The 16,881-nt window shown below is 65.0% G+C and carries 23 protein-coding genes; 17 read left to right on the plus strand and 6 right to left on the minus strand.

The window, feature by feature from the left end; all coding sequences use genetic code 11:
- The first annotated feature begins 212 nt into the window (after positions 1-212).
- From nifB to NE850_RS07270, 14 genes are read left to right on the plus strand one after another with little or no spacing between them, the layout of a single operon-like run.
- Complete coding sequence (gene nifB / locus NE850_RS07205; RefSeq protein WP_007177250.1) at positions 213-1,808, plus strand: nitrogenase cofactor biosynthesis protein NifB; 1,596 nt, start codon at positions 213-215, stop codon at positions 1,806-1,808.
- A 40-nt stretch (positions 1,809-1,848) separates the two neighbouring features.
- Entirely contained in the window at positions 1,849-2,043 is a 195-nt protein-coding gene (locus tag NE850_RS07210) for a 4Fe-4S binding protein (RefSeq protein ID WP_007177249.1), read from the plus strand.
- Positions 2,044-2,093: 50 nt separating this feature from the next.
- Complete coding sequence (locus NE850_RS07215) at positions 2,094-2,501, plus strand: iron-sulfur cluster assembly accessory protein (protein WP_095422916.1); 408 nt, start codon at positions 2,094-2,096, stop codon at positions 2,499-2,501.
- 15 nt (positions 2,502-2,516) lie between these two features.
- Positions 2,517-3,092, plus strand: coding sequence for a hypothetical protein (locus NE850_RS07220; protein WP_007177247.1), 576 nt, complete (start codon positions 2,517-2,519; stop codon positions 3,090-3,092).
- Positions 3,089-3,922 carry a 4Fe4S-binding leucine-rich repeat protein gene (locus NE850_RS07225; protein WP_007177246.1) on the plus strand — a complete coding sequence of 278 codons (834 nt, stop codon included), beginning with the start codon at positions 3,089-3,091 and terminating at the stop codon, positions 3,920-3,922. The genes NE850_RS07220 and NE850_RS07225 overlap by 4 nt, the downstream gene beginning before the upstream one ends.
- On the plus strand, positions 3,915-4,295 hold the full coding sequence (locus NE850_RS07230; protein WP_165188383.1) for a nitrogen fixation protein NifZ: 381 nt from the start codon (positions 3,915-3,917) through the stop codon (positions 4,293-4,295). Before NE850_RS07225 ends, NE850_RS07230 begins: the two co-directional genes overlap by 8 nt.
- Positions 4,292-4,567: a nitrogen fixation protein NifZ gene (locus NE850_RS07235; protein ID WP_007177244.1), complete on the plus strand. Its 276-nt coding sequence runs from the start codon at positions 4,292-4,294 to the stop codon at positions 4,565-4,567. Before NE850_RS07230 ends, NE850_RS07235 begins: the two co-directional genes overlap by 4 nt.
- A complete protein-coding gene (locus tag NE850_RS07240) occupies positions 4,564-4,935 on the plus strand; it encodes a hypothetical protein (protein ID WP_007177243.1) in 372 nt (123 codons plus the stop codon). The genes NE850_RS07235 and NE850_RS07240 overlap by 4 nt, the downstream gene beginning before the upstream one ends.
- A gap of 22 nt (positions 4,936-4,957) precedes the next feature.
- On the plus strand, positions 4,958-6,103 hold the full coding sequence (locus NE850_RS07245; protein ID WP_310698576.1) for a cysteine desulfurase family protein: 1,146 nt from the start codon (positions 4,958-4,960) through the stop codon (positions 6,101-6,103).
- 41 nt (positions 6,104-6,144) lie between these two features.
- The gene (gene nifT / locus NE850_RS07250; protein ID WP_007177241.1) at positions 6,145-6,363 is read left to right on the plus strand and encodes a putative nitrogen fixation protein NifT; all 219 of its coding nucleotides are present in this window, start codon (positions 6,145-6,147) and stop codon (positions 6,361-6,363) included.
- Position 6,364: 1 nt separating this feature from the next.
- Positions 6,365-6,643: a hypothetical protein gene (locus NE850_RS07255; RefSeq protein ID WP_007177240.1), complete on the plus strand. Its 279-nt coding sequence runs from the start codon at positions 6,365-6,367 to the stop codon at positions 6,641-6,643.
- Positions 6,630-7,793 carry a DegT/DnrJ/EryC1/StrS aminotransferase family protein gene (locus tag NE850_RS07260; protein ID WP_165188379.1) on the plus strand — a complete coding sequence of 388 codons (1,164 nt, stop codon included), beginning with the start codon at positions 6,630-6,632 and terminating at the stop codon, positions 7,791-7,793. Before NE850_RS07255 ends, NE850_RS07260 begins: the two co-directional genes overlap by 14 nt.
- A 10-nt stretch (positions 7,794-7,803) precedes the next feature.
- Complete coding sequence (locus NE850_RS07265; protein WP_165188378.1) at positions 7,804-8,655, plus strand: SIR2 family protein; 852 nt, start codon at positions 7,804-7,806, stop codon at positions 8,653-8,655.
- A 56-nt stretch (positions 8,656-8,711) separates the two neighbouring features.
- The gene (locus NE850_RS07270; protein WP_007177237.1) at positions 8,712-9,008 is read left to right on the plus strand and encodes a 2Fe-2S iron-sulfur cluster-binding protein; all 297 of its coding nucleotides are present in this window, start codon (positions 8,712-8,714) and stop codon (positions 9,006-9,008) included.
- Between the two features lie 67 nt (positions 9,009-9,075).
- On the opposite strand, the gene NE850_RS07275 is transcribed toward NE850_RS07270, so the two are convergent.
- The 6 genes from NE850_RS07275 to NE850_RS07300 form a co-directional block, all read right to left on the minus strand.
- Positions 9,076-9,312 (minus strand): zinc ribbon domain-containing protein, encoded by a 237-nt coding sequence (locus NE850_RS07275; protein ID WP_007177236.1) that lies wholly within the window; start codon positions 9,310-9,312, stop codon positions 9,076-9,078.
- 18 nt (positions 9,313-9,330) lie between these two features.
- Entirely contained in the window at positions 9,331-9,804 is a 474-nt protein-coding gene (locus tag NE850_RS07280; protein WP_007177235.1) for an ArsC/Spx/MgsR family protein, read from the minus strand.
- A gap of 2 nt (positions 9,805-9,806) precedes the next feature.
- Positions 9,807-10,583: an ankyrin repeat domain-containing protein gene (locus NE850_RS07285; RefSeq protein WP_310698578.1), complete on the minus strand. Its 777-nt coding sequence runs from the start codon at positions 10,581-10,583 to the stop codon at positions 9,807-9,809.
- Positions 10,584-10,658: 75 nt separating this feature from the next.
- Positions 10,659-11,240, minus strand: a complete 582-nt coding sequence (locus NE850_RS07290; RefSeq protein WP_165188376.1) for an ankyrin repeat domain-containing protein — start codon at positions 11,238-11,240, stop codon at positions 10,659-10,661.
- Between the two features lie 75 nt (positions 11,241-11,315).
- Entirely contained in the window at positions 11,316-11,924 is a 609-nt protein-coding gene (locus tag NE850_RS07295; RefSeq protein WP_007177232.1) for a hypothetical protein, read from the minus strand.
- A 42-nt stretch (positions 11,925-11,966) separates the two neighbouring features.
- Complete coding sequence (locus NE850_RS07300) at positions 11,967-12,380, minus strand: group II truncated hemoglobin (protein ID WP_051058916.1); 414 nt, start codon at positions 12,378-12,380, stop codon at positions 11,967-11,969.
- A 435-nt stretch (positions 12,381-12,815) separates the two neighbouring features.
- Here NE850_RS07300 and nifH point away from each other — a divergent pair, with 435 nt between their 5' ends.
- From nifH to nifK, 3 genes are all read left to right on the plus strand, one after another.
- Entirely contained in the window at positions 12,816-13,697 is an 882-nt protein-coding gene (nifH, locus tag NE850_RS07305; RefSeq protein ID WP_007177230.1) for a nitrogenase iron protein, read from the plus strand.
- 102 nt (positions 13,698-13,799) lie between these two features.
- A complete protein-coding gene (gene nifD, locus NE850_RS07310) occupies positions 13,800-15,263 on the plus strand; it encodes a nitrogenase molybdenum-iron protein alpha chain (RefSeq protein ID WP_095423385.1) in 1,464 nt (487 codons plus the stop codon).
- A gap of 55 nt (positions 15,264-15,318) precedes the next feature.
- A complete protein-coding gene (gene nifK, locus NE850_RS07315; protein WP_310698579.1) occupies positions 15,319-16,878 on the plus strand; it encodes a nitrogenase molybdenum-iron protein subunit beta in 1,560 nt (519 codons plus the stop codon).
- Positions 16,879-16,881: the final 3 nt, after the last annotated feature.

A 16,881-nucleotide genomic window follows, 5' to 3' on the forward strand; every position in this document is an offset into this window, starting at 1 on the left:
CAGACGTCGACCACCGCAAGCGTTTTGCGTTCATGTGAGATTTGTCGCAACACCGACACGACGCAACGAAATTGTGAGGATTGGTCGTTCGCCTGGATCATACAGAACTGCGAAATATCTCCTGATGCATTGAATTCAGGCCTTCTCGCCGAGTGGCATGGATCTGGCTTTATAGGCTTCGCGCGGCCGCCGTCGGTTGCGAGGAGATATCCATGCAAGCGAGTACAAATGCGAGCGACCTGCCCGCAGCGACCTATATCGGCATCGGCCAGATCAAACCCCTCGGTGTGAAGATCGACGTTCCCTCCGCCGGTGGCGGGTGCGGTACGCAAGGTGGCGAGGGCAAGGCCAGTTGCGGCTCGTCGGGCGGTCCCGACGACATGCCGGCGGAGATCTGGGAGAAGGTCAAGAATCATCCGTGCTACTCGGAAGAAGCCCACCATCACTATGCGCGCATGCATGTGGCGGTGGCGCCTGCCTGCAACATCCAGTGCAACTACTGCAACCGCAAATACGACTGCTCTAACGAGTCGCGCCCCGGCGTGGTCTCGCAGAAGCTCACGCCGGAACAGGCGGTCAAGAAAGTCGTTGCGGTCGCAAGCGAAATTCCGCAGATGACCGTGCTCGGCATTGCCGGCCCCGGCGATTCGCTGGCGAGCCCGAAGAAAACCTTCGAGACGTTCCGCATGCTGCAGGAGCAGGCGCCGGACATCAAGCTGTGCCTGTCGACCAACGGCCTCGCGCTGCCCGACCTCGTCGACGAAATCTGCAAGTACAACATCGACCACGTGACGATCACCATCAACATGGTCGACCCGGCGGTGGGCGCGAAAATCTATCCGTGGATTTTCTGGGAGCACAAGCGCGTGACCGGCTACGAGGCAGCCCGCATCCTTCATGAGCGGCAGATGAAGGGGCTCGAGATGCTCACCGCGCGCGGCGTGCTGACCAAGATCAACTCGGTGCTGATTCCCGGCATCAACGACGAGCACCTGTACGAGGTCAACCGCGAGGTCAAGAAGCGCGGCGCGTTCCTGCATAACATCATGCCGCTGATCTCGGAGCCCGAGCACGGCACGCACTTCGGCCTGAGCGGGCAGCGCGGACCGACCGCGCAGGAACTCAAGGCCGTGCAGGACGCCTGCATGGGCGGCGCCAATCTGATGCGCCATTGCCGCCAGTGCCGCGCGGACGCGGTCGGCCTGCTCGGCGAAGACCGCAGCGATGAATTCACGCTCGACAAGATCGATCAGATGGAAGTGGTCTACGACCTCGAACGCCGCCGTGAATATCAGCAGCGCGTGGAAGCCGAGCGCCAGGCGCAGCACGATGCGAAGCAGGAAGCGCTGGCGGTCTCGCGCGAGATCGACGTCGCCGACGACATGAAGGTGCTGGTTGCGGTCGCAACGAAAGGCGGCGGCCGCGTCAACGAACACTTCGGCCACGTCACCGAGTTTCAGATCTTCGAAGTCTCGGCTGCCGAAGCGCTGTTCGTCGGCCATCGCCGGGTGGATCTGTATTGCCAGGGCGGCTACGGCGACGACGAGCAACTGCCGTCGGTGGTGCGCGCGATCAACGACTGCCACGCGGTGCTGGTCGCGAAGATCGGCGCGTGCCCGAAGGACGAACTGGCGCAAGCCGGTATCGAACCGGTGGATCAGTACGTCGGCGAATTCATCGAAAAGGCGGCCCTCGCCTGGTTCAACGATTACCGCAGCCGCATCGGGAGCGGTGCCGTCGTGCATCGGGACCGCGGCGATGCATCGATTCGCCAGGGCGCTTACACGTCGTCAGCCTCGGCGGCATGACCCCCCACATTCTTAAAGACAGGACACCAGGAGAATTGTCATGGCCCTCAAGATTATTGCGTCCACCTGTACGGGCTGCTCGGCCTGCGAACCGGAATGTCCCAACGTCGCGATCAGCGAGAAAGGCGGCATCTTCGTGATCGACCCCAAGAAATGCACCGAATGCGAAGGCCATTTCGACGACCCGCAGTGCGTCGCGGTGTGTCCCGTGGACGGCTGCATCGTTCAGGTCTGAGTCCGGCTTCTCGCCGGGCCGGCCATTCATCTTTCAGGAGACTGCGCATCATGCTGTCCAACGTAACTGTCACAAGCGCTGCCGAGAAATTCATGCGCCGTATCGTGCGCTTTTCGGGCCTGCCAGCCGGCGCCGGCTTCCGGCTGGTGGTGAGCGCCGGCGGTTGTTCCGGCTATACGGCGGAATTCACCGTCGAGCCGGCGCTGCAAGCGGGCGAACAGGAACTCGACGTCAACGGTCTGCGGGTATTTCTGCCGGCCGAGAGCCGGTTGATGCTCGAAGGCGTGACGATCGATTTTGCCGATACGCCAACCCAATCCGGCTTGACCTTCTTCAATCCGAATCAGGCAGCTTGCGGTTGCAGCAGCAGTGGGGAGTCCACGCCGCCGGGCGTGGCGACCATCGAGATCGGCGCGATCGGCCGCGGGCGGCCGCCGCTGCCGCGTCAGGTCTCCTGAGGCGGAGCGATGGCAATGGATACCGGCGACCGTGCTCTCGACGATGCCATGACCGCGTTCGCGCAGAGTGCGGTCGGCGGCGGCCTGCCGTCCGGCGTCGATGCATTGATCGCCGAGGCGGGCCGGCTGCGCGAACGGCGCGACGAGGCGCTCGTGTTGCTGCAGCGCGCCCGCGCCGCGGCGCCGCGCCATCCGGTGCCGTTGATCGCGTTGTATCGCTTTTACTTCTACGGTCATCAACTGACGCAGGCGCGTGCAATCGGCGAAGACGCGCTGGCGATTGCGCGCACCGCGTTGGGCCCCGATTTCGGCGACGAGCCGCTGGCTCCCGCAATCACGCGTTACGACGCGGCCGCGCGCTTTTATCTGTTCACGCTGAAGGGGCTCGCATACCTCAACATGCGCCTGGGCGATTTCGACGAAGCGCGCATGCTGCTGCGCGAACTGCGCCGCCTCGATCCCGAAGACAGGGTGGGCGGCGCGCTGCTTTCGCAGATTCTGGCGCGTCATGAAAGCGGCGCCGGGTCCGACGACGCAATGGATGCGTTGAGCGCCTATCCGACGCGCGGCTGGACGGGGACGCAACCATGACCGTACAGAACGTGCGCGCGCCGGGTGGCGACATTGCGCCGCTTCACTGGCAAGGCGGCCCGCTCGACTGCGCCGGTTGCGAGTATGCGCGGTTGCGCGAACGGGCGGAGCAGGGCTGCGAACCCGGTCACGCGTGCATGCAGGATGCGTACGCACGCCGCATCGAGCGCTTCTTTCACTGGCATCCCGATCTGGCCAACCAGCAGCTCGCGCATCCGTACTTCGAGGTGCGCGCTATCGCCGCGCGTCACGCCGACGTGTTCCGCTTGCGCGCGTTGCTCGGCGACCCGGACGAGACGGTGCGGCTGCAACTCGCGTTGCGTCTGCCGCTGGGGCAACTGGGGCGCCTGATTCACGATCCGCATCGCGAGGTACGGATTCGCGTCGCGCAGCGCCTCGCGCCCGCCGCGCTCGGGGACATGCGCGCCGATGCCGATTACGGCGTGCGCGAATGGGTCGCCCGGCGTCTGCCGCTGGCGCTGCTGCCGCAGATGATTCGCGACCCCGATCGCGTAGTGAGGATGCGCGTCGCCGAACGCCTCGAAATGCCCGCGCTGTTGCGCCTCGCCGACGACAGCGACGCGGAGGTGCGCCGCATCGTCGCCGAGCGTCTGCCCGCGCCGCTGCTGTCGCGCCTCGCCTTCGATCCCGACTGGCGGGTGCGCTGGGAAGTCGCGCGGCGCGCGGCGGCGGGCATCGCGGCCTCGCTGGTGAACGACGCGGACGAAGAGGTGCGCGCGCTCGCGCGGCAGCGCCGGCAGTCGGACACGCTCAGGGGCATGACAACCGGCGGACAGATGCAACGCCCAGCAGGAGTGGATCATGGCTGACATCAACCGCGACGACGACCTGATCGAGGTCGCGTTTCCTCCGCGCTTCAACTACGGCGAGCGCGTGATCGCACGCTCGGTGATCCGCAACGACGGCACGTACAACGGCAAGGACATCGGCGAAGTGCTGGTGAACAAGGGCGAGATGGGCTACGTCACCAGCATCAACACGTTCCTGCAGCAGTTCTACATCTACGCGGTGGATTTCGTCGAGAGCGGCCACCGTGTCGGCATGCGCGCAAAAGAGCTGTGCACGCTCGACAACCTGCCCGATGACGTGCTGCAAGGTCTGGGCGAGCGCGCCGAAGCGCTGCGCAAGATCGGCACGCGGGTCCAGCCGGATACGTCGCAAGTCAAGGAGCCCTCGCCATGAGCATCGAACCGGTTCAGCCCGCATATCAATGGGGCATGCGCGTGATCGCGCTGGACGACCTGTGCAACGACGGCAGCTTCCCCGAGCGCGGCGCGGACGAATGTCTCGCGCAAGCGGGCACGGTCGGCGAAATCGTCAATGTGGGGCAAGTGGTGGAGAGCGGCGAGCCGGTCTATCTGGTGGAGTTCGGCAACTGCGTGGTCGGATGCACGGAAGACGAGATCGCGCCCGTTCCCGCCGGCGTGCTAGCCGAACCGGGTGGCCTGGCGTGACGGCGCGGGCTAACGCGCCAGCAGCGGCGACGCGACGCGGCGGCCTGCACGCGGGCTGCCTCGTCGACCTGACCCTGCGCCAGATCGAGCGGGCGTTGCGCGAGCGCACCCGCTACCGCTATGTGTCGCCGCGCGTGCTGCGCGAGGGGCAGGGGTTTCGTATCGAGAGCCCGTGCTGCTCGCGCAATGTCGACACGACCGGCGGGGTGATCGATATCGCCTGGCTCACGCGCGACGAAGACGGCGTGTGGCGCCTGAGCGCGCGCGATCACGCGCTGCACCGGTGGATGCTCCAGCACGAGAGTACCGATCTGGCCGAACTGCTCGACGCGCTGTGCATCGATCGCGAACGTGTGTTCTGGCCGTGAAGCCAATCAACGGAGCTGGGCGATGATTTATCTCGACCACAACGCAACCACGCCGCCGGCCCCCGCCGTCGTGCAGGCGATGCTGTCCATCCTGACCGATGTATGGGGCAACCCGTCGTCGCAGCATGCGCTCGGGCAGCAGGCGAAGGGGGCGCTCGCGGCGGCCCGCGCGACCATCGCGCGAACGCTCGCTTGCAAGCCGGCGGAACTGGTCTTCACCAGCGGCGCGACCGAAGCCAATCATCTGGCGGTGTGCGGCTTGCACGCGGCGGCGCCGCATGGCCGGCACCGTGTCGTATTCAGCGCGGTCGAGCATGCCGGGCATCTGAAGCTGGCGCGTGCGCTGGCGGCGCGCGGCATTGCGCTCGACTGCATTGCCGTGCGGCCCGACGGCTCGCTGGACCTCGACAGTGCCGCCGCGCTGATCGGACCCGACGTCGCCGTGGTCTCGCTGATGGCGGCCAACAACGAGACCGGCGTGGTGATGCCGGTCGCCGAAGTGCGCGATCTCGCGCATGCGGCCGGCGCGCGCCTGCATGTCGATGCGACGCAGTTCATCGGCAGGCTGCCGTTCGACTTCGCGCTGAGCGGGATCGATGCGGTGTCGCTGTCGGCTCACAAGCTGCGCGGGCCGAAAGGCATTGGCGCGCTGCTGGTGCGCCAGGGCGTGACGCTGATGCCGCAGGTACACGGCAGCCAGGAGCGGCATCGGCGCGGCGGCACCGAGAACCTGCCGGCCATTGCCGGCTTTGCGGCGGCGCTCGAACGTCTCGGCGACGTGGCGAGCGAAGCGGCGCGCATAGGCATGCTGCGCGACGCGCTGGAGCAAGGGTTGAAGCGTGCGCTGCCGGAGGTCCACGTTTTTTCTGCGCAGGCGGCGCGCCTGCCCGGCACCAGCTACCTGCGCTTCGGCTTGCTTCCCGCCGAGGTCGTGCTGCAGCGACTCGGGCGGCTAGGTGTTGCCGCGTCATCGGGCTCGGCCTGCTCGTCGGGCGGCAGCGAGCCTTCGCACGTGCTCACGGCGATGCGCGTGCCGCGCGACGAGGCGCTGGCGGCGGTGCGGCTGTCGCTCGGCGAAACCACCACCGCACAGGACATTCAGTATCTGCTCGCCCATTTGCCGCCGCTGTTGCGTCCGCTGCTGGAGCAACCCGCATGTTCCGCCTGAGCCTGGTTTGAATCTGTCGTCAATCTCCGGAGTCCGTCACCATGAAAGTCATGATCCGCAAGGACAGCAAGGGCGCGCTGAGCGCTTACGTGCCAAAGAAGGACCTGGAGGAGCCCATTGTCGCGATGGCTCAGCCCGGGATGTGGGGCGGTCTCGTCACGCTCGCCAACGGCTGGCAGCTCGAATTGCCCGCGATGGCCGACGACACGCCGCTACCCATCACCGTCGAAGCCCGGCGTATTGCCGGCGTGGAGGAGTGAGATGAGCCTGAACGCCGAACAGCTTGACGTCGCGGCTGACCTGCTGCGCACGGCACCGACGCTGCGCGAGGCCGCGCTGCAATGGCAGCAGCGTTATCCGGCGGTGCGCACGATGCGGGTCAACGCACTGGACATGCGCGATGAGACGGCGGCGCTGCGGCTCGGTGCGCGCAGCGTCTACTTCCTGATGTCGGATGGGCATTGCATGTCGATCACGCAGCGGCCTGAAGAGGCCGACGCGTTGATCCTGACCGAGGACGAGCCTCATGGAAATCGATGAGATCGCGCTGAGCGAACCGGCTTGCGCGGCGCGCGAGATCGATTTCGTCAACGCCGTGCTGCAATCGTCGCGCTGGAGCGACGGGCCGATGCTCGACTCGTTCGAGCGCGCGTTCGCCGGCTGGGTGGGCCGCACGCATGCGGTTGCGGTGGCGAGCGGCACGCTCGCCACCTGGATCGCGTTGCGCGCGATGGGGATCCGTGCGGGCGACGAGGTGATCTGCGCATCGCATACCTGGCACCAGGTGGCGCAGGCGATCACGCTGGCGGGAGCCGTGCCGGTGTTCGCCGACATCGACTACTGGAGCGGATGTCTGAGCGCCGAAAAAGCAGCGCAGAAGATCGGCCCTCGCACGCGTGCGATTCTCGCCGGCAATACGAACGGCCACCCGGCCGCCTGGGGCCCGCTGCGCGAACTGGCCGACGCGTATGGCGTGCGCCTGATCGAAGACAGTACCGAGGCGCTCGGCTCGCGCTACCGCGGCCGCAACACCGGCTGTTTCGGCGACGTCTCGGTGTTCGACTTCTCCGGCCCGTCCGCGCTGAGCACGGGAGCGGGCGGCATGCTCGTCACCGACGATGACGAACTCGTGCACGAACTGCGCTATCTGCGCGAGCGGCGCGTCACGGACCGCGCGTCGGTTTCGGTTGGCTCGTGGGTGCCGCTGCAAGCCGGCATCAGCGATCTGACCGCCGCGCTGGGCCTCGCGCAACTGGCCGAACTGGACATGCGCCTCGCCCAGCGCAAACAGGTCGAGAGCTGGTATCACGAAGAGATGCAGAGCTTCGAGGGAATCAAGCCGCCCTATGTGGCCGAGGACGTCGAGGAAGTGCACTGGATGCTCTATGTCGTCCACCTGGGCAAGCGTTTTACGCAGAGCGCGCGCGCCCAGATGATCGACGACATGAAATCCTGCGGCATCGAGACGGCGCCTTACAGCCATCCGCTGCATCAGCAGTTCCATTACATGAACACGGGCGATGCGATCGGCCGCAAGCGCGGTCTGCTGCCCGATACCGAGCGCATCGGCGACCGCGCGCTGGCGCTGCCGCTGCACACGCTGCTCGACGCCGATCAGGTCAGGTACATCGTCAAGACGCTGAAGGACACCGCGACCAACGTGGGCGCGGGTGCCGCCATTTATCTGTGAGGCTCACTCCATGACCGTTTCAGTCCAGACCATTGCCCGCCAGCTCCAGGGCGGCGGCGTGATTCCCTACCTCGGCCCGGGGCTGCTCGCGCTGTGTCCCGATTCGCCCGTGCCGGCCACGCCGGCCACGCCGGGCGCGCTGGCCGAGATCATGACCGCGAAAGTGAGCGTGCCGCACAAGATCCGCAAGCGGCTCACGCAGGCTGCGCAATTCATCGAGAACTTCAAGCATCGCAAGTCGGTGGTGAACCTGATGAACGGCGCGTTCGCCACCACGCCGGTGCCGTCGGCGCTGCACCGGGCGCTTGCGGCCAGCGGCGCGGGGCTGTATGTCGATTGCTGGTACGACGACACGTTTGCCGTCGCCCTCGACGAGGCGCGGCCACAAGGCGGCTGGTTTCAGGTGCAGGGTTTGTCGCAGTCGGAACATTTCGGCCAGTGGTTTGGCGCGTATGCGCCGGACGGCACTTTCCTGCACGCGGTGCCGGCCTCGGGCGCGCTGCTCTATAAGCCGATCGGCGGCCACGCGCCCGCGTCGAACTATCTGGTGTCCGACAGCGACTTCGTCGAAGTGCTGACCGAGATCGACATCCAGACGCCGATTCCGCCCGCGGTGCAGGCATGGCGCAGCGGCCGCAGCTTTCTGTTTCTGGGTTGCCGTTTCGACGACCAGCTCACGCGCAGCTTCGCGCGCCAGATCATGAAGCGCTCTTCCGACACGCATTGGGCCGTGCTGCCTGATGAGCCGACGCGGATGGAAGCGCGCTTTCTCGAAGAGCAGCGCATCAAGCGCATCGCGATGCCGCTGGCCGGTTTCGCCGACGCGTTGGTGGATGCGTTGCAACCCGCGTTGGCCGCGTGACGCGCGGCCGCCTATCCGTTGTTCTCTACCTGTCGCCTTCTATCAAGCTCACCATCATGACTACACTGACCGTATTGCCTTCAGGCAAGACCTATGACGTCGCCGCCGGCGCGACCCTGTTGCAGGCACTGCTCGCTGTGGGCGAGCACATCGCGCACAAGTGCGACGGCAAGGCCGATTGCGGATCGTGCCATCTGTTCGTGCAGGAAGGGCGCAAGAGCCTGTCGAAGATCCAGCGGCTCGAAAACGACAAGCTCGATACGCTTGTCGGCATCGGCTCCAAGTCGCGCCTCGCGTGTCAGGCCGTGCTCGGCGAAGAGCCGGTGACCGTCGAACTGCTGAGCTTCGTCTGAGCGGGAAGGCCGCCCTGCGTCATCAGGGCGGCCCGATCGACGGGATCCATGACCGCATCCGTGCGGCTCAGCGCAGCAGTTTGCCGCGCTCAGCCGGCGAAAAGTTGCTGAGGTGTCCTTCGCGCGCCGCCTGGCGCCGCGCCGAGGAGATGATCGCGCGGCTCTTGCCGGGCGCGACAGGGGCGCTCACCTGCCTCGCAAGCGCGGTACTGCCGCATTGCGGGCAGACCGGCGTATGGCCGCCGCGCACCAGCGTTTCGAATGTGTGGCCGCAGGCCGTGCAGTGGTAGTCGTAGAGGGGCATGGTGCTCGGATTTCCGTTTCAGGTGGAAGGGGTGCAGCGAGTTGTCCGTTGGTCGGTGCGCTGTTCTGTGCGTTGGTCCGCTCCGGGGGCCGCCGTTGCGGCGCAGCCTTCGAGCGGCGTGTCCGGGGCCGGAGGATGCGCACCGAGCCCGACCCACGCATGCACCTGGGCTGCATCGAAGCCGACCATGCGGCGCGCGTCGCACTGCATCAGCGGCCGGCGGATCAGCAGCGGCTCGGCTAGCAGCAGCGCCAAGGCGGTATCGGCGTCGAGCGTTTCCGGCACGATCTCGCCCGACTTGATGCGCGGCGCCGCGCGGTTGAACCACGCGTTGACCGGCAGCGGCGCGATGAATGCCAGCAGCGCGTCGGCGCTCCACGGCCAGCCCAGCAGGTCGCGCACCTCGAGCGTGTGACCGGCCGCGCGCAGCAGGGCTTTCTGGCGGGCATTGCCGGCGCAGCCGGGTTTTTCGTAGAAGACGAGGTGGGCCATTGTCAGGCTTCCCGGAGTTGACGCAGCAGTTGCAGGCAGTCGACGCTGGCCGCCATGTCGACGGCCGTGAAGCCGTCCTCGGAGCGCAGCGCCGGATCGGCGCCCAAAGCGAGCAGCGTGCGGAGCACCTCGGCCTTGCCTGACGAAGCCGCGAGCATCAGGCAGGTCGCGCCGTTCGCGTTGGCATGATCGATCGGCACACCGGCCGCAACGAGACGCGTGACGAGCGACGGATTGCCGTTCACACAGGCGAACCACAGCGCGTTGTTGCCGTCCTCGTTGATGGCGTCGAGTGCGACGCCGCATGCGAGCAACTGTTCGACGACGGCCGGCGCGCCGCGCCATGCGGCGTTCATCAGCGGCGTGTTGCCGTGCGCGCTGCGTGCCTGCGTGCCGATGAAGCCTTCGCGCGCGAGCCACGCGGCGAGTTCCGGCGCAAGCGCCTCACCGGACGGATTCGAGCCATCGGCGCCCGCCATCCACGCGCGATGGCCGCCGACCAGGTCGCATACATCGGTAAACCCGAAGTCGGCGAACATTTGCGCACACACCTGGCTGGCGTTGCCCTTGTAGCAATAGATCAGCACGGGCCGCTGCCGATCGGTGCGCAGCAGCAGTGCGTCCTGGTTGTCGGCTGAGAGGCGCACGGCGCCGGGCCAGCCGTCGCGTGAGTAACTGGCGGCGTCGCGCGCGTCGAGCAGCAGCGCATCCGGCCGTCGTGCGAGCCATGCGCGGACCTCGTCGAACGTGAGGCGACGGAACACATGTCGGCCTTTCATCGTGCGAGCTCCCGCCGGCGACGTCGCTCGTACCGGTTTCGTCGACGCTGCGCATGTTGACGGATGGCCCGCATGTCAGACGAAGTCCGGCGTCGCGGCGATACGCTGCGTGCCGGCTTCTTCAATCTGGCCCATCTGGCCCATGTGGCGCGCCGCGCGCAGCAGTTGCAGACCGAGGTCGGCCGCCATGTCGAGCGCGCTGCGGCCGTCGGGCGCGCACAGTTCAGCGCTCGCGCCGTGCGCAAGCAACATTCGCAGGATGTCGAGGCGGCCGCTCGCGGCCGCTTGCATCAGGCAGGTGATGTCGTCGTCGTTCGCATGGTCGATGGGCGAGCCGGCTTCGATCAACCGCAGGATCGTCGCAGGCCCGCCGTGCAGGCACGCGAACCACAATGCATGGTTGCCGTCGTCGTCGAGCGCGCCGGCGCGCGCGCCGAATGCGAGCAACGCTTCGACCACCGCGTCTTCGCCGTGCTGCGCGGCGCGCATCAGCGGGGTCTCGCCGTTCACGCCGCGCGAATGTAGATCGGGAAAGCCGTGGTATACCAGCCAGGTGGAAAGTGCGGCGGGCGCGATCGTTTCGAGGCGTGCGTCGGCGCTCTGGGCCACTCGCCGCGGCAGGCGTTCGCGGACGGCGAGGGCAGTGTCGGTGTGCATGATCATGCTCGCGTTCGGGTGCAAGGGAATATCGGGCGACGCAGCCGCGCGGGCGGCTGCCATCGGCCCCGTGCTTCAGACCGGGCGGTTTTCGTTGGGGTTGCGCACCGGTCCCATCAGGTCAAGCCCTTCGCTGTAGGTGATCGTGTCGAAGGTCACGTCGAACCTGATAGCCGCGTCAGCTACCGCATCGAGCTTGCCGCCTGTGTCCTTCTTCTTCAGTTCGTTCTTTTCCAGGTACAGCAGCTCGAGCATTTCGTTGTACACGGTGGATTCGAGGATCGGCAGCACATAGAACATCGCGCCCTTGTACGGCACCTGATACCGCTTGCTCAGGTCGATGTTGTCGCAGAACAGAAAGTACTTGCCGCCCGCCGACAGCGTGTCGCCCAGCACCTCCGCCACATCCTTCAGATATTCGAAACTCAGCAGATACCCGGCGAAAAAGGGCAGGTGCTTTTCGCCGATCGTCGCGCAGGCCATCACCTGATCGCAGGTCAGCTCCGGCGGACGCGCCTCGTCGGCGAGCTTCGGCGCAAAGCGCAGCGCGAGTTCGCCGCGAAAGCCGACCCGGCCGAACTTGTTCGTCAGCCCCTTGAGTACCGGGTTGAGCAGACGGCCTTCGTGTTCGAGACGGGCGAACGCGGTGTCGTCGATCTCCTTGTGGGCGAGCGTTTCGGTCATCACAGATCCTTGGGTTGAACAGCGTTGAAGAGGAATTCACGTCTACGTGTTGCGCATCCAGTCGGCGGTTTTGAAAAACGACTGCATCAGTTCGTCGCGCAACACTGGATCGACTCCCGTTTCGTCGAGCGCGCCATGCATGCAGGCCAGCCAGGCGTCGCGTTCCGCGAGCCCGATGGCGAAAGCCGCATGACGCATGCGCAAGCGTGGATGGCCGCGCTGCGCCGAGTACTGCTTGTCGCCGCCGAGCCATTCGCACAGATACAGCACCAGTACCGCCTTCGTCGACGACAGGTCCGGGTGATGCATCGCACGAATGCGCTGTGCGTCGGGCCGCGTATCCATGAGCCGGTAGAACGCGTCGACCAGACGGATGACGGCGGGCTCGCCGCCCAGACGGTCGAAATGCGTCGCGCGCGGCATGTGTTGCGGAGAGGGGATGGCAGGTGTGTTCATGGCGCGATCAATGCAATAACCGAACCAGGCTGAGTCGAGTCGCTCACGAGGCCGCCGCCAGCCGCGCATGCGGCGACCGGACCGCACGCATGCGGACCAACGCGACAGAAATGGCCCGACAAATGACCCGACACACGGCCCGACAAACGCGCCCGAACGGTTTGATTCGCGACGAAGTTCGCGAGCTTTGTCGCGAAACCGACAAGACAGCACAGGAGTCCGGAAAGTCACGAACGTACCGCACAGTGCGGCAGCACGGACGCGACACGGCATCGCTGGCGACATGGCACGGAAGCTGCATTTGGGGTCCAGCGCGGACACAGGTCCGGCCGATGCGTGACTCGATATAAGAAGACCCATACAGGCACGACAGGCTGACATGGTCGCGGTTACGCAACCCTGGTTTCAACCCTCCTTCCTGAATGGAGAAATGCAATGTCCAAACTTCGGCAAATCGCGTTCTACGGCAAAGGTGGCATCGGCAAGTCGACCACCTCGCAGAACACCCTGGCAGCCCTGACCGAACTCGGCCAGAAGATCCTGATCGTCGGCTGCGATCCCAAGGCGGACTCGACCCGCCTGATCCTGCACGCCAAGGCGCAGGACACCATCCTGTCGCTGGCCGCCGAAGCCGGCTCGGTGGAAGACCTCGAACTCGAGGACGTGATGAAGATCGGTTACCGCGACATCCGTTGCGTGGAATCCGGTGGCCCGGAACCGGGCGTCGGCTGCGCGGGCCGCGGCGTGATCACGTCGATCAACTTCCTCGAAGAAAACGGCGCCTATGACGGCGTGGACTACGTCTCGTACGACGTGCTCGGCGACGTGGTGTGCGGCGGCTTCGCCATGCCGATTCGCGAAAACAAGGCCCAGGAAATCTACATCGTGATGTCCGGCGAAATGATGGCCATGTACGCCGCCAACAATATTTCGAAGGGCATTCTGAAGTACGCGAACAGCGGCGGTGTGCGCCTGGGCGGTCTGGTGTGCAACGAACGTCAGACCGACAAGGAGCTCGAGCTCGCCGAAGCACTGGCGAAGATGCTGGGTTCGCGGCTCATCCACTTCGTTCCGCGCGACAACATCGTGCAGCACGCCGAGCTGCGCCGCATGACGGTGATCGAATTCGCGCCGGAGTCGAAGCAGGCTGAAGAGTATCGCCAGCTCGCCACCAAGGTACACAACAACGCGGGCAACGGCACGATCCCGACGCCGATCACGATGGATCAGCTGGAAGACCTGCTGATGGAGCACGGCATCATGAAGTCCATCGACGAATCCGAAGTCGGCAAGACCGCAGCGGAGCTGACTGCCTGAGCGAGCGTTGCAGTGCGCGGCCCGGCGTTGTTCTTCACGCAATGACCGGGCCGTGCATGCAACCCGCCGCGAGGCCTGATATTCACCCAATGGAGCATTCCCATGAGCGTCACTGTTGAAGAGCGCAAGGCCGCGAACAAGGCCCTGATCGATGAAGTGCTGAAGGCCTATCCCGAGAAAATGGCCAAACGGCGCGCCAAGCATTTAGGCACCTTCGAGGACGGCAAGCCCGACTGTGGCGTGAAATCCAACATCAAGTCATTGCCGGGCGTGATGACCATTCGCGGTTGCGCGTACGCCGGCTCGAAGGGCGTCGTGTGGGGGCCGATCAAGGACATGATCCACATCAGCCACGGCCCGGTCGGTTGCGGCCAGTACTCGTGGGCGGCACGCCGCAACTACTACATCGGCACCACCGGCATCGACACCTTCGTGACGATGCAGTTCACCTCGGACTTCCAGGAAAAGGACATCGTTTTCGGCGGCGACAAGAAGCTCGACAAGATCATCGACGAGATTCAGGTGCTGTTTCCGCTGAACAAGGGCATCTCGATCCAGAGCGAATGCCCGATCGGGCTGATCGGCGACGACATCGAGGCCGTCTCGAAGAAAAAAAGTGCGCAGTATGAAGGGCACACCATCGTGCCGGTGCGTTGCGAAGGTTTTCGCGGTGTCAGCCAGTCGCTCGGCCACCATCTTGCCAACGATGCGATCCGCGACTGGGTGTTCGACAAGACCGATCCCGACAAGCGCCCCGATTTCGTGTCGACGCCGTACGACGTCGCGATTATCGGCGACTACAACATCGGCGGCGATGCCTGGTCGAGCCGGATTCTGCTCGAAGAAATCGGCCTGCGCGTGATCGCGCAATGGTCGGGCGACGGCTCGATCGCCGAGCTCGAGAACACGCCGAAGGCCAAGCTCAACGTGCTGCACTGCTATCGCTCGATGAACTACATCAGCCGGCACATGGAAGAGAAGTACGGCATTCCCTGGGTTGAATACAACTTCTTCGGCCCGACGATGATCGAGAAGAGCCTGCGCGAAATCGCCAGCCATTTCGACGACACCATCAAGGCCAATGCGGAGAAGGTGATCGCGAAGTATCGTCCGCTCGTCGACGCGGTGAACGCGAAGTTCAGGCCGCGCCTGCAGGACAAGACGGTGATGCTGTTCGTCGGCGGGCTGCGTCCGCGCCACGTGATCGGTGCTTATGAAGACCTCGGCATGAACGTGGTGGGCACGGGCTACGAGTTCGGCCACAACGACGACTATCAGCGCACCACGCACTACGTGAAGGACGGCACGCTGATTTACGACGACGTGACCGGCTACGAGTTCGAGAAGTTCGTCGAACAGATCCAGCCCGACCTGGTCGGCTCCGGCATCAAGGAAAAGTACGTATTCCAGAAGATGGGCGTGCCATTTCGCCAGATGCACAGCTGGGATTATTCCGGCCCGTACCACGGCTACGACGGCTACGCCATTTTCGCGCGCGACATGGATATGGCCATTTCCAGCCCGGTTTGGGGGCTCGCCAGGGCGCCCTGGAAGAAAACCTCCTAAGCCCCGATGGCCGGCAGGCCATTGAAGCCATCGAACTGAATATCAGGAGCATCCCATGCCCCAATCCGCAGACAAGATTCTCGACCACGAACTGCTGTTCCGTGAGCCCGAGTACCAGGAAATTTTCCGCACGAAAAAGGAAAACTTCGAATTCAACCATCCCGACGAGCAGGTCAAGCAGATCGTCGAATGGACCAAAACCGAGGACTACAAGCAGAAGAACTTTGCGCGCGACTCGCTGACCGTCAACCCGGCCAAGGCTTGCCAGCCGCTCGGCGCGGTGTATGTCGCCAACGGTTTTCACAAGACGCTGAGCTTCGTGCACGGCTCGCAGGGTTGCGTCGCCTATTACCGCTCGCACTTCTCGCGTCACTTCAAGGAGCCGACCTCGTGCGTCAGTTCGTCGATGACCGAGGACGCGGCCGTGTTCGGCGGTATGAACAACATGATCGACGGTCTCGCCAACGCGTACAACCTGTACAAGCCCGAGATGATCGCGGTCTCGACGACCTGCATGGCGGAGGTGATCGGCGACGACCTCGACGCGTTCATCAAGAACAGCAAGCAGAAGGGCAGCGTGCCGGAAGACTACGATGTGCCGTTCGCGCACACGCCGGCCTTCGTGGGCAGCCATGTCACCGGCTACGACAACGCGCTTCTCGGCATCCTCAAGCACTTCTGGGACGGCAAGGCCGGCACGGCGGCGCCGCTCGAACGTGTGGCCGATGAGAGCGTCAACTTCATCGGCGGGTTCGACGGCTACGTGGTCGGCAACATGAAGGAAATCCGCCGCATCTTCGATCTGTTCGGCGTGCAGGTGAACATCCTCTGCGATCCGTCCGAAACGTGGAATACGCCGACGGACCGCGAGTTCCGCATGTACGAAGGCGGCACGACCAAGGAGGAGGTGGAGCGCGCATTGAACGCGAAGGCGACCTTCGTGTTCCAGGAATACTGCTGCGAGAAGACCAGCAAGTTCATCGCCGAGCACGGTCAGGAAGTCGTGGTGCTGAATGCGCCGGTCGGCGTGGCGGGCACCGATCAGTTCCTGATGGAAATCTCGCGCGTGACCGGCAAGCCGATTCCGGCGCAGCTGGAGAAGGAGCGCGGCCAGCTCGTCGACGCGATGGCCGATAGCCAGGCGCATCTGCACGGCAAGCGTTTCGCGCTCTACGGCGACCCGGACCAGATGCTCGGCTACACCCAGTTCCTGCTCGAACTGGGCGCCGAACCGGCGCACGTGCTGGCGACCAACGGCGGCGAAAGCTGGGCTGCGAAGGTGCGGGCGCTGTTCGACGCGTCGCCGTACGGCGCGGGCTGCAAGGTGTATCCGAAACGCGATCTGTGGCATATGCGCTCGCTGCTGTTCACGGAGCCGGTGGATTTCCTGATCGGCAACACCTACGGCAAATACCTCGAACGCGATACGAAAACGCCGCTGATACGCATGGTGTTCCCGATCTTCGATCGCCACCACTATCATCGCTTCCCGACGTGGGGCTACGAAGGCGCGTTGCGGGTGCTGGTTACGCTGCTGGACGAGTTCTTCGAGGCGCTCGACGCCAACACGATCGTCGCGGCGAAGACCGACTACAGCTACGACATCATCCGCTGACGG

The organism is Paraburkholderia sp. USG1 (assembly GCF_031570135.1).
GTDB lineage: Bacteria > Pseudomonadota > Gammaproteobacteria > Burkholderiales > Burkholderiaceae > Paraburkholderia > Paraburkholderia dioscoreae.